This is a genomic window from Salinicola halimionae, assembly GCF_003206065.1.
In the GTDB taxonomy this organism is placed as follows: Bacteria; Pseudomonadota; Gammaproteobacteria; order Pseudomonadales; family Halomonadaceae; genus Salinicola; species Salinicola halimionae.
Map to the genome: position 1 here is coordinate 1 of NZ_PZJQ01000007.1, position 12,504 is coordinate 12,504.

The 12,504-nt window shown below is 60.0% G+C and carries 8 protein-coding genes; 1 reads left to right on the plus strand and 7 read right to left on the minus strand.

All coding sequences use genetic code 11. The features are described 5' to 3' along the window. On the minus strand, positions 1 to 980 hold a 980-nt coding region (locus DOM27_RS16990), incomplete at its 3' end, for a type VI secretion system Vgr family protein (protein ID WP_157956789.1). A gap of 127 nt (positions 981 to 1,107) precedes the next feature. Between DOM27_RS16990 and DOM27_RS16995 the strand changes: the two genes are divergently transcribed. After that, on the plus strand, positions 1,108 to 1,377 hold the full coding sequence (locus DOM27_RS16995) for a PAAR domain-containing protein (RefSeq protein ID WP_075562149.1): 270 nt from the start codon (positions 1,108 to 1,110) through the stop codon (positions 1,375 to 1,377). Here the strand turns inward: DOM27_RS16995 and DOM27_RS17000 are convergent. The 6 genes from DOM27_RS17000 to DOM27_RS17025 all read right to left on the minus strand — a co-directional run bounded on the left by DOM27_RS17000 (position 1,368) and on the right by DOM27_RS17025 (position 12,499). Then, complete coding sequence (locus tag DOM27_RS17000; RefSeq protein ID WP_110657965.1) at positions 1,368 to 2,573, minus strand: hypothetical protein; 1,206 nt, start codon at positions 2,571 to 2,573, stop codon at positions 1,368 to 1,370. The genes DOM27_RS16995 and DOM27_RS17000 overlap by 10 nt on opposite strands. 2 nt (positions 2,574 to 2,575) lie before the next feature. Beyond that, positions 2,576 to 3,688: a type VI secretion system protein TssA gene (gene tssA, locus DOM27_RS17005; RefSeq protein ID WP_110657967.1), complete on the minus strand. Its 1,113-nt coding sequence runs from the start codon at positions 3,686 to 3,688 to the stop codon at positions 2,576 to 2,578. A gap of 299 nt (positions 3,689 to 3,987) precedes the next feature. Beyond that, positions 3,988 to 4,518 (minus strand): Hcp family type VI secretion system effector, encoded by a 531-nt coding sequence (locus DOM27_RS17010; RefSeq protein ID WP_075562146.1) that lies wholly within the window; start codon positions 4,516 to 4,518, stop codon positions 3,988 to 3,990. A 433-nt stretch (positions 4,519 to 4,951) separates the two neighbouring features. Continuing rightward, positions 4,952 to 7,444 carry a type VI secretion system membrane subunit TssM gene (tssM, locus tag DOM27_RS17015; RefSeq protein ID WP_110657969.1) on the minus strand — a complete coding sequence of 831 codons (2,493 nt, stop codon included), beginning with the start codon at positions 7,442 to 7,444 and terminating at the stop codon, positions 4,952 to 4,954. Positions 7,445 to 7,470: 26 nt separating this feature from the next. After that, a complete protein-coding gene (tagF, locus tag DOM27_RS17020; protein WP_110657971.1) occupies positions 7,471 to 8,394 on the minus strand; it encodes a type VI secretion system-associated protein TagF in 924 nt (307 codons plus the stop codon). A 103-nt stretch (positions 8,395 to 8,497) separates the two neighbouring features. Beyond that, positions 8,498 to 12,499: a type VI secretion protein IcmF/TssM N-terminal domain-containing protein gene (locus DOM27_RS17025; RefSeq protein WP_110657973.1), complete on the minus strand. Its 4,002-nt coding sequence runs from the start codon at positions 12,497 to 12,499 to the stop codon at positions 8,498 to 8,500. Between the last annotated feature and the right edge of the window lie 5 nt (positions 12,500 to 12,504).

Here is a 12,504-nt window from a genome sequence, read left to right on the forward strand (position 1 = left end):
CGCCCGGCCTGGAGCTGACGCGCGCCACCGCTGCCGCGAAAGCGCTTGGCCAGGGATTCATGCGCCTCCAGCCGGTTCTCGGTGAGGCGTTCGCCGCGCTCATAGCCGTAGTAGTAATACTCGCCAGCGTAATCGTAGACCTCGGTGTCGGGCAGGTTGCCCTGATCACTCAGGGTATCGAGGCCGGTGCGCTTGGTCAGTGACGGCTGCTTGTAGTCGAAGGTGCCGACGCTGACGCGGGTGGGTTGCTGGCTGCGCACGCCCCCCCACTGAGTCAGCGCGTCTTCGGTCTCGGTGGCATCCTGGCGGTGGAAGCGGATCGCCTGGGGGCTGACCGGCTGGGTGGTGTCGACGTCGTCTGTGATGACGATGCGGTGGCCGTCGAAATCATCACCATTATCGCTGTCTGTGCTATCGGCAAATTCGGCATACCAAAAAATGCCTTCCTCTTCGCAGAGCCGACTGACAAAGTTGAAATCGCTCTCGCGGTACTGCACGCAGTAGCTGCGGGCGGGATACTCTCGGCGCAGGTCGAAGCGGTAGCGGCCCTTGGCCAGCGCATGGCCGTCGAACACCTGGGTCAGCACCTCGACCACCGAGCGGTCTTGGAAGATCCGGCTGTCGCGGCCGAGCTTTAGCATCGCCAGCCACGGCACCAGCGTGAGCTGGTAATAGGTCACGCCACCGTCTTCGCCCAGCAGCGCGGCCTCGGAAACCAAGCCGTGCAGGCGGCGATAGCTGCCGTCGGCCTGCAGAATCGACAGGTTGGCCGGCTGCGCCATCAACGTCTTGAGTTCGATGTCACCCTGCTGGGAGATGCAGTCGAGTGTGTAGGTGAACGGTTCGCTCACCCGCTCCTCACCCACCAGCCGATGCGGCAGCAACGAAGCCCCGGCGATCTCCAGCGTCAGCAGTCGCTGGGACTGCGACAGCCCGATATCGAAGGTGTCGAGCAAACTATCCAGTATCGTCTCTGCCATCTTGGCCTCTCCGCCATCCCACCACCCGCTGCTTGTACCGCCACGGTGTCGATGGCTAAATTAACGCTCGTTGATGAGTCCGCTTGGCCGGGCTCGACCTCTCACACTTGCCAGGAAGCCCGGATCGATGAAAGGCATCGTTGTACTCGGTGACGCCACCAGCCACGGCGGCAAAGTCATTACCGCGCAGAGCAATTACCTGATCGACGGCAAACCGGTTGCCTGTGTTGGCGACAAGGTCACCTGCCCAAAGGACGGTCACGGCAGCACCAATGCCATCGTCGAAGGTCATCCGACCATGAAAATCAACGGCAAGCCGGTGGCGCTGCATGGCCACAAGACCGCTTGCGGCGCCTCGCTGATCTCGTCACACAACGGCGACAGCGGTCACGAGTGATTGCCTGACTGCGCGGCCAAGGCCGCGCAGGATTGTAAGCGCCAGGCCGTCGAACGGGTTTCGCCTTCCGCACTGAGAACCAACGCGCTTTCCACTGGCGATAGCGGTTCGATCGCCAGCGCCAAGGCCAGCGCCGTCACCGCCTCGCCCGGCCATCCACAGAATTGATCGATGCCGATGCCGTCATCGATCATGTCGATCTCGGGCCAACGCTCGATCAGCGCACTACCGATTTCCACCGCTCTGCCGGGTAGCCCCATCGCATCGATGACGACCCGTGCCGGCAAAGTGCCTGCGCCGACCTCGTCGGCAGAAGCATCCGATGTTTCGGCATCACCGAACCCAGCTGCCGAAGTCGTCGCGACCAAGGGCCAGGCGTCCGATAACAGCTCGAGCAAGGCCTGGCGTTTGGCATGATCGCGACGCATCGCCCGGGCCGGATGATCGTGGGTCACGCCTTTCTCGATGTACCAACCGGTGTCGAAGCCATCGTCTTCGGGCAGTAATCGCTGTACCAGGAGCGCAACGACAGCCTCTCCCACATACAGGCCTGCGCTATTCGAGGAGCGCCCCAGTAGGCGGCGATGCTGCATCGACGCGACGTCTTCGTCGTTGAGCAGCGAATCCGCGCTGATCCACAGCACGTACGGCATCCCACCGCTATCGCCGACGCCCAACACGGTATGCGGGTCGCCATCTTGCGAGGTGTGATGAATCTCCCCCAGCGCCGAAGCGTATTGTGTTTCGACGATGGCGGCCCGCAGGTGCTCGACGACGATGGCAGCCGCCTCCGGCGAGCGCATTGGCGCAGTCAGCACGACATCAAAGGCGGTATCTTCCGGCAGCGACTCGAGCATCATCAGCGCTTCGATCACGAGGGTCTGCACCAGCTCATGGAGCCTCAATGCCTTGGCTTCGAAACGCCCCAGCCGTGGTTCCCTAACCGGCATGACATCAGCGACCCGATGAACCAGCAGCCGAAAACCATCCGGACCATGGAGGGAAGAAGAGAGTGCCGGCGATTGCGCCTCCGGTACGGCGCCAGCGCCGACGAAACCAGACGCGGTCAACGCCACGCCATCGAGGAGTCGGAGCCTATCGGCGTCATAATCGCTCCGCGCCGAACTCGGCGCTTCGGCTGGCTCGATGGGCTGCTGGCGCTGATGAAGCAGATCAAAAATCGAGGCGCGAGACATGGTCAGTAGTCGTCATCCTTGGACTGCGTGCCCAGCGTGTCGCGAATGTTATCGATGACACCGTTATCCTTGATCACATCCTTGAGCCACTCTTCCAGCGGCATGCGGCCCCACTTCACGGCACGCTCGATAAGATACGGCACCGGACTGTGAGGCTCGCGCTCCTTGAAGTAGCGTGCCACACCATTGAGCATTTCGAAGGCTTCGTCGCGGCTCTTGGGTTTGGTCCGCAGCTGACCGCCAGGCTCGACGGCGGGCGCTATAAAACTGGGCTCGACACGTCCCGGCGCTTCGGCTTCTGCCTCAGCGATCGCCGCCGCCTCTTCTTCCACCGCGACATCGGCACCACGCTCACGCAATAGCTTTTCGGTGAGATCGCGGCACTGGACCAATACTTTTTTGAGAGATGAAAAGCTCGGGGCATCGCGGTCGAAACGCTGGTCGCTGATCTCATCCAGCTGCGCCAGCGAGACCAGTGACGCAGCGATAGCAGCGTGTCGCTCCTGTAGAAATGCCGTACTGCTGAGAACGACGGAACGCTGAAAGATCTCGTCGTTGATCTTGCCCTCGCCCAGCGCCCGATCCATCGCATCCGGGTCGTTACGAGCCTGGTTCTCTACCTGACGAGATTCGTCGTAGTCGGCCAGGCTATAGCCGTCGCCGGCGACCAGCGGCAGTGTGCGCACAACGTTGACCAGGGTATCGACCAGCCATCCCAGCCGCGCGGCGCGCTCATCGAGATCATCTTCGTCGATTTCGGGATAGAGCGATTCCCAGTACTCGTCGAGAAGACGTGTTGTCAGGGCCAAGCCAAACCGGATCCCATCGAAGCCTTCTCGATGTACCAGTCCTTCGCAAAGCCAGCCGGCCAGTTGCAGGTCCTTGCTCTGCTCCGCTAACGCCTCGCTGGTCAGATTAACCACCTGGCCCCAGTCAGACTGTTTGAGCTCCGTCTGCCACTCGCCTTGGGGCAGGTAGGTCGGGTCGGCTCGACGTGCCTCCTTGATCTGATCGAACAGTATCGAAAATGTCAGATCCTCCCCGCTACCACCATGGCTACCGCCCTCGATGGGCGCGAGAAGCGCATCGATGGAAAGCTCGCCGAGTTGCTCCATATCTTCGACCTCACACGCATTGAAGGCCGTGGCGGACTACGGCGTCGTCCGACCACCGGCGGCATTGATTCACGCAGAAAAGCAGCAGCCAAACGGGACACGCATCGGTTCCTGCCGGAGCGCTGTGACATGGGCCCGAAAGCCCCTGCGGCCTGCCTGGGTCAATCAACGATGGCCATTCATCGAGCTCCCTACCTGCACGGCAGGACGAATAGCAAAACCGATCAAGAACATGCTCACCGTTCGCCGCCATGACCGGTGAGCATGTCGATAGCCGCTCCGAAGAGCGGCAAAGCAACTTAGGCGTAAACCTTGTTGCGAGTGCGATCCCAACCGCCTGCGACGTTGCCGCCGCCCTGGCCATCGGAACGCTTCTGCTGGGTGTAAGTGATCTTGATCCGCGCGTAGTTGAACTTGACGGTTTCGTACGGCAGATCGTGGCGGTCTTCGCTATCGTTCTGCTCGAAACCGGTAGAAGTAGAAGTCCCTTCCATTTCCGTAGAGGAAACGATGACTTCTTCCAGCTTCACTTCCATGTAACGCACCTTGTCACCACCGGCGCGGTTGACGTGGAGCACGACTTCCTTGATGTGCTGACCTTTACAGCAGGATTCGAACAACTTGGCAGAAGCCTTGTCGACGAACTTCTGAATTCGGAATTCGCTCAGATTGACACGTTCGGCAGAGGCGCCCCCTGAGGAACTGGCCGTTGCGGAAGTTGCTTGGCTAGCACCAAAGTCGAAGCTCTTAAGTTCGATCCAATCCGTGTGCTTGTCATCCAGACTCTCACCGGGAATGCCATCGATTTTGAGGTAAGCATCAAAAGCCATTTTCTCAGTTCTCCTAGTTTCCTACCTACGGGATGACGCCCTCATGAATGGAATCAGCCTGAGCCCGACCCCATGAGCAGCATCTCTTTGCCAACCTGACATCACCATTCATCGGCGATGAAAACGTAGCGGTCAAACAAACAGTTGTTTTTTAAAAGTAAAAAACAGCATCACCCAAATAACAATCGCCCATTACAGCGAAATAACGTCATCCAGAACGTCGGATGTTAGGAAATTGGCTATGCCATATATATCCAATTTCCTACACAACCTGAATTGTTTCAAAATGACATCACCGTGTGCAGTTTTTCACAAACCCTCACTTAGCCCAGATTATATAGGCCCATTTTTACTTTTAAAGTCGATTAACACACTTAACTACATTTTATATATTTTGTTACAATTTGCGATTTATCGTTAACCCATCGCCTATTCATTCCTGCTTCCTGACCTCGATCTCTACCCGCCGATTGGGCGCCAGACAATCGATCAACGCCGCACGCGATTGACCGCGATCACAGGTCACCAGCGGGCGTTCGCTACCAGCTCCTTTCGCCTCGATCAACCCTGCAGGCACGCCCTTACCGATGAGGTACTGACGGATGGTCATGGCACGCTGGAGCGAGAGCTGCTGGTTGGCCCGCTCATTACCAATCGGGTCGGCATGACCGGTGATCAGAATCTGGCCGAGATCCTGGGTATTGAGCAGGCGCTCGGCCAGTTCATCCAGTTCCTTCTGCCCGGCTGCCTGCAGACCCGAGTAGTCGCCGCGCCCGAAGGCGAAGAGCGTATCGGACTCCAGCACGATAGTTTCCGAGCTGGTGAGGGTCTGCTCCAGAAGGCTGTCGATATAATTGCGGCTGCTGGAGACCAGGAAGGCATTGGCAGAGAGTCTCGGGACATCGGCTTCCTGCACCTGGGCGCTGTAGAAATCGATCTGACGACCCGCATAGCGATAGTCGGATTGATTCTCGTCGATCGTGGTATCAGTCTGACGCTGAATAGCGGGATACCAGAAAGCCGGAAGCTGGGCGCGCAGTACGTCGGAATCGATGTCGCCGCGATCGAGATCGGACATCATCAGGTAGGTATCCAGCGTGGAACGCCCGAATTTGGCCAGCGAGTCCGCGCTATTGTCGCGAGGACGCGCGTACGGAGCGACCGTGTCCGGCCCTTCGACGGCATGCAGTTCATCGCTGTTCCGGCGGTAGACATCGATGGTGGTCAGCGTAAACAGCGAACGGGTCAGGTTCTGCTCGACCGGCTCCAACATCACCGGTTGCAGCTGATCGAAATAGCGCTCGCGGATTGCCGGTTCGATTCTGTCTCCCTGATAGAGCCCCCATCCCATCGACCACGGCACGCCATCGCCCTGCCGACGCCGATAGTATTGGCTTCCCCAATCCCGTAGCGCATCCAGGCTCGACCAGCGGGCATACCGTTCGGGATGCTGGTCATCCTGTTCTACGGCATCGGCAAAGGTCCCTGACATGGCGGCAATCTCGCCATGATTTTGCACTGCGGAGGTAATCCAGAGCGCGCAGCAGATGGCGCCGAAAAGGCCTGCCGCCAGCGTCCAGCGCAGCTTGCGACGCCGACCTCGCACGTCGCTCGAGTAGAGACCGGCGAGATGCTGGTCGGCAATGATGACCTGACGAAACAGGTTGGCGATAAAGAACGGATGATTGGTGCGCTCGCCAGTCAATGATTCCGGCTTGGCCAGAGAGAAATGACGACCGATGCGGCCGGCGTGCTCCCCTTCGATGGCGTCGCCTTCCTGAAGTGCGCTGACGAAATAGAAACCTCGGAGCAACGGCGCGCTCTGGTAGGGATTGGCGTTGGTCAATGCTTCGACGAAGCGAGTCAACGGTTCACGCAGGGCAGCCAGTTCGAGCGGGAAACGAAAGGCAGCGACCTCTCGACGCGTATCGACGACATCGCGCTGCACGATCTCGTCATCACCCATCTGTAGCCAATGCTGGCAGAGCTTCTCCAGTGCGGTATCGAACTGTTGGCTCCAGTTCACATCGCCCGGTTGCCGGTGCGCAAAGGTGTGCCCGAGCACATCGCTTTGGCGCTGCGGGTCGAGACGTTCGAAGAAAGTGGTGAAGCCCTCGATCAGGTCGCACTTGGTGAAGACCAGATAGATCGGCAAGCGCGCCTCCAGATGCTCGCGAGCCTCCTGAATCCGCTCACGCAGACGCCGTGCCAGATTGTTGCGCTGAGTGTCACTGGCCTGGACTACATCACTGATATTGACCGCGACGATCAAGCCGTTGAGCGGACAGTCTCGCCGATGCTGCTTGAGCAAAGACAGAAAGCCCTTCCACTTACCGGCCTCCTCTTCGCTGTTCATGTATCGACCCGCCGTATCCAGCAGGATCGCGTCCGAGCTGAAAAACCAGTCGCAGTGACGCGTACCGCCCATTCCGGCGACCCGAGCGTTTTCTCTCTCGGCGAAAGGAAAATTGAGACCGGACTGGTAAACCATGGTGCTCTTGCCAGCCGCCGGCTGGCCGACGATCATGTACCACGGCAGCGCGTAGAGCGCGTCCCTGCCCCGCTTTCCCTTACCCTTGCCGCTTTTTTTCAAGCGTTCGATCGTCGTCAACAGCCGCTCGCGGAGCAGGCTGATCTCTTCACGATCCTGAGGGCTGGCCTCAAGAACTGCTGCATCGGCATCGTCCATCAGCAAATGCTCGAGGTTGCGCTTTTGCCCTACGCCCCGGTAGAGCAGCAGCACATAGAGTGCCGAGGCGAGCAGGAATGCAACGATGCCGGTCAGCAAGCTGGCAAGCGACGAAAAGCCGAGCGCCACCCCGAGCCGCCATATCAGAAAAATGGCCGCGAAGAACAACAACCCCAGAATGTAGGGCTGATACTTGAAGAAAGCGTATTTCAGATAAGCGAATTTCAAACGTTTCATCAGTCCATCTGCTCACTGTTGCCCATTCACGACGCCTGACGGCTGCGCGGAAATTGGGTCATGAAATCGGCCAGGCTCAGTCGGGTATCGGGTAACGACAAGGTCCCGGGATGCGGCTCGCCATCAGCGAACGGCGCCAACACGTCGATACAAAGCCGGCGGTCACCGGGATTCGACAGCACTTCAAAAAACGCCTCGGCGCTGCGCCACACCGGCATCAGCAACAAACAAGGGCGCATGAAATCATCGATCAACAAGCTCATGACCGGAGCACCGCCCTGGCAGGCACCGCCGAGCCACTGCTGCCACAGGTCGGCAACCGGCCTCTTCAAGCCTCGCTCCGCCGGCAGTGGAAGCAGCACCGCGAGCGTGCTGCCGGCCCGCCAACTTTCCAGGGCGTAGTGCAAGCGGTGCAAACTGGCGCTGGCGATGAACTCCGGCCAGCCCCATTCGAGCGACCTGGCGATATCGTCGAAGCTGTAATCCTGTAGGAAGCGCTCGTGTATACGCTGGTACAGCATCAAATCCTGATCGGTCCAACGTCGCAGATCCTCGATCGCCACGGTCGGGTCAATCGGCGCCGAGCCGTGGACGGAATCCGTCAGGATGTCTCGAGCCTGGCCGGCAAAGATTTCGCCCAGCGTATGCAGGTAAGGCAGCACCGACTGCCGCCCTTCCGTTTTCAACATCTGGAAAATGAAGAACGGATAGCGGCGACCGGAGGCATCGCCCGAGCTGATCATCGCGCCCATCACGTCGCTGCCGTTGCGGGCGTGATAATGGAAGAAGCAGACCGGGAGCGCGTCGAATCGATGCATCCAGTCCTCATGATCAAGAAATTGAACCAGCGCACTTTGCAGCCACTGATCGAGCTCCTGAATCACTGCACCGGCAGCGTTAACGCCCACGAAATCGGCTTTCGCGGGGATCTTGCCAAAGCAGCCGATCATGCAGACTTCCTTCTCATCGCCTATCCCGTTGCATCGTTACCGACCCGTTCCTGCATCGCGGGCCTATGGCTTTCTCGCTACCTTCAACGCCCTGTTGCTACCGTCATCGGCCCATCGTCGGAATGCTCAACGACTTGATTCGGCGTAGATCCGATATTTTCACCCCGCCGAAGTTGCGCACATCGAAGCTCACCGTGCCCATATAGGTTCGCCAGCTGAATCGCTGCCGGGCACTGTCGATCGGGGTGATACCCGCGCTTTCGATCATGCGCAGAAACCCCCAGCGATTGGGATAATCGAACACGGTATGCCGGCGCCCATCGCGGTTGATAATGTCCATACGCGCGCCAAATGACTCGCCGCTGCCAGGCCAGGTCAGACGCTCCCAAGACTGGGTGTTGTTGCGGTAGTGCAGACGCTGACCGTCGATGGTCAGAATGATGTCGGTCAGCCCCGCGGTCGGATTCACCTGCAGCTCGAAGCCGTTGCGTAGATCGGAGAGGCTATCGATAACCTGTCCAAGCGCAGTGGCGTCATCGATGCTGTCGAGCATGCGCGGGTCGACCATCGGCGAGCGTTGCCCGCTCCCGGAGCCGGCAAGGTCGCCGATCTCATCCTGACGGAACTGAGATAGCGCTCCCTGATCCGGGTCGATGAAATACTCCAGATCGCGAACAGAGGCCTCGTTGACCGAATCACTGACCGGATAGCGCCCGGCGACCATCTGGTCCCACGGCGTGACGATCTTGTCATCCCAGGCAGCGTTGAGCTGGTTCCTGGCGGGCTCGTTGAGCGCCTGCCAGGTGTCCTCCACAGGGACTCGGAACAACGGCTCGAGCGCCTTGACCAGCGGCGCACGGGAAGTATCCACACGGGACGCAACAAAGTTGCGCAGCCCGTTGATCTCGGTCGGTTGACCCGAAAGCGTCGCCATGATCAAAGACTTGCTGCTGCGGCCGACATCCTGCGCGCTACGGACGTTATCGACGCGCACCTTGAGCTGACGCAGGTCGAGCAGATACTGATTGAGCACAGAATTGTCACTGCCGGTGGCCTCATCCGCAGAGAGCATCCGCGTCACCGGCAGAAAGTGGCGAGTCAGCGCCCCATCGTTGATCTTCGGCAATGTCGCCAGATCCACCGCAGCGCCGCCATCGCCACTGTCGAAGACGCTCATGGCGCGCCCCCAGAAGCTCTTGTCCTGCGCTTTACCACTGGCGTGCCCGTCCCCATCATCGGCCTGCGGATCGTCCCAACCGGTGTTGGCCTTGACCGCTTCCAGCACCTGACGCAGCGGCGAACCCTGCAGATCGCTCAGTTCCGCCAGTCGTACGCTGGCCTGATCGAGGGTGTCGAAATTGGAGACGTGAGTGTTACCGAGGAAGCGTTCCCAAGCGATCGCGTAGTCGCGCTTGTAACGCGCCATCAACTGGCTGACGAAGCGCGCCTTGGATTGCACGGCATCATCGACGTCCTCGTCGTCCAGCACCCAGTCGGATTCGCGCTGCAGATCGCCGGATACCGTTTCGATGATCGCCGGCCGCAGATACTCGTCCCATACCTGTCGGGTGTAGAAAGCGGGTACGGCCCGACTGGTATAGAACAGCCGGCCAGGCATGTCGGGCGCCATTCTGGATAGCGTCAACGGATCGTAGCGCTCCTCGACGTCGAGCTGATAACGCAGGTATTCGCGATCGACCAGACTGCTATCGATCAAGAAGGCATTGAGCCGGTCGCGGCTGTCGGCGACCAGATTTTCATCCCGCTCGAGCGATGGCGCTGCGCCCTGCTGCAGGTAGTGAACGTAGAGCGCGGCGTTATCCACGATGCTGTCACGTGACCGGGAGAGTCCTCGCCGGCGAACCGAATCCTGCCACAACCGCGGCAGCGCGGAGGCGACGAAATCGCCCTGATCCTGATGTGAAGCCGGATCGGTGAGGACGAGATAAAGCTTGAGCGAGGAGTAGCTTCCGATCAGTTGCTCGACATCCTCCTGACTCAGTTGAGTCAGCATTTCTTCGGAGAGCGACGGGCCCTGCTCACCGGACAGCGTCAGTGTCGACTCGTCACCATTGCTGTCGCCGACGACGCTGCCCAGCTCACTGGTCCGGTTGCGCAGGCCTTCTTCGAGCTCGGTCTCGGCATTGCTGCGCGCCGAGTACCAAGCATCACGAGCACTGTCGGTGGTTCTCGAACGCAACTCACTTCGAGCACGGCTACTCAACTCTGACGCACTCGTCGGCACGCTGCCCAACGTCGGGCGCGACGTCGAGCGCTCCTGCAGACGATCCAACGCGCCCTGGCCGATAGCCTGACCGCTGTTTCCCACTGCCTGAGCGCCGTCACCGACGGCGGCAGAGCCACCACTCGGTGAACGCGACGGGGCATCGTCGCCCGCCGCGTCAGTGTCGATCTCCCCGCCCGCCGTCACAAAGCTGCCCAGAGAACGCAACTGACGTGCCAACCGGTTCGCCAGCGGTGCCAGGACGTCTTCCCGCATCAGTGTGGCCCATGCCTGTTTGAGCGGATCATGCAGCGCCTCACCCTGATAGAGCCCCAGGTCCAGCTTGAGCGGCACGCCGTTCTCCCGATGCCGTTCGATGGCCGCCAACTGCTGCTCCAGGTCATCGAGCAGCGCCCGGCGCTCGTGCGGTTTGAGCCTGCCGGTACTGTTGCCCGCCGTGACGCTGTCGAGGTTCTGTTGAATATGGTCGACCCAAAGCTTGTTGTTGTAGGCGGACCAGCCCTGGGCCGCGATCGCCGCGACACCGAGCACGCCAACAGCACCGATCATTAACGTGGGCAGCGCGCGTCGATCGCCGCGCTGAGAGTAGTAAAGACTCAGGTTGCGGTCGGGAAAAACCACGTTGCGGAAGGTGTCGGTGATGAAATAGCTCTTCTCGCCGGTTCGGTTCGTCGGCGCCGAAATCGGGCCCGGTTCGAGAGCGAACTCGGAACGTGTCTGTTCATCCAGCAACGGAGGCAGTGTCGGACCGGTCTGCAACGCACTGGTGAAATACATGCCGCGCAAGACTGGCGCCTGCTCACCTTGCTGCTGAATGTCGAACTGTTCGAGAAAATCGCTGAGCACGCCGGAGAGTTCAGCGAAATAATCCGGGAAGCGCAGCAGCTCGCTGTCGGCGTCACTCCCCTCCTCGATCATGCGCCGATCAACACGTTGACGAAGCGCAGCCACCAGTGTCGGAAACCGCTGCTGAAATGCCCCCGTCACACCGTTACGACGCAACTCATCCAACGAGAACGTCAGGCCCCAGGGCTGCTGCCGTTCGGTGGCATCCAGCGCCTCGAAGGTCCGTGTGAATCCGGGCAGCAGATCGGCCTTGCTGAAGAATAGATAGACCGGCGGATTGATACCCAGGCATTGGCGATATTCAGACACGCGGGCCACCAGCTGCTCGGCCAACGCATGCGCCTCCTGGCGCGACTGTTCGAGCAGTTCAGGCAAACTCACGACCAGCACCAGGCCGTTGATGGCGGGCTTGCGGCGCTGTTTTCGCAGCGTCTTGAGAAAGTCCGCAAACTCGCTAGCGGGCCGATCTTCAACCAGATAACGTCCGGCAGTATCGACCATCACCGCCTCGCGACTGAAGTACCAGTCGCAGTGCTGCGTGCCGCTGATAGATGACAGGTTGCTGCCGCCCGCCATGGTCGCGGAAAGCGAGGAGCGCGTCAGCAGTGACGTCTTGCCGGAGGCGGCCATGCCGATGACCAGATACCACGGCAGTTCGTAAAGAGAGGCCTTGCCGCCGTCGACTGAGCGTGCCGCCCGCTGCATCGCCATCGCATGCTTGAGACGCTCGCTCAGCACCTGGTAGTCACCGGACTCGCTTTCGGCCGCCTCGCGATGGACTTCCAGCTCCACCAGGTTCTCGATATTTCTTTCCGCACGGATACGGTGGTACTGCCGCATCACCACGACCAGCAGCCAGACCGCCGTGACCAGCGCCATGGCGATGAAAACCAGCTCGCGCTCCTGGGTTACCAAGGGAAGCAACACGACGCACAACGCCAACCCCATCAACCACAATAAGATGGAGAGCGGCCAGAAGCCTTTCAGCGAGCGCAGGAATCGAAGAAAACGCATCGTTG

What these genes read in the sequence shown, in the direction of transcription:
- DOM27_RS16995 (WP_075562149.1), top strand. Translation starts at nt 1,108, where the DNA reads ATGAAAGGCATCGTTGTACTCGGTGACGCCACCAGCCACGGCGGCAAA.
- tagF (WP_110657971.1), bottom strand. Translation starts at nt 8,394, where the DNA reads ATGATCGGCTGCTTTGGCAAGATCCCCGCGAAAGCCGATTTCGTGGGC.
- DOM27_RS17010 (WP_075562146.1), bottom strand. Translation starts at nt 4,518, where the DNA reads ATGGCTTTTGATGCTTACCTCAAAATCGATGGCATTCCCGGTGAGAGT.
- DOM27_RS17000 (WP_110657965.1), bottom strand. Translation starts at nt 2,573, where the DNA reads ATGTCTCGCGCCTCGATTTTTGATCTGCTTCATCAGCGCCAGCAGCCC.
- tssM (WP_110657969.1), bottom strand. Translation starts at nt 7,444, where the DNA reads ATGAAACGTTTGAAATTCGCTTATCTGAAATACGCTTTCTTCAAGTAT.
- tssA (WP_110657967.1), bottom strand. Translation starts at nt 3,688, where the DNA reads ATGGAGCAACTCGGCGAGCTTTCCATCGATGCGCTTCTCGCGCCCATC.
- DOM27_RS17025 (WP_110657973.1), bottom strand. Translation starts at nt 12,499, where the DNA reads ATGCGTTTTCTTCGATTCCTGCGCTCGCTGAAAGGCTTCTGGCCGCTC.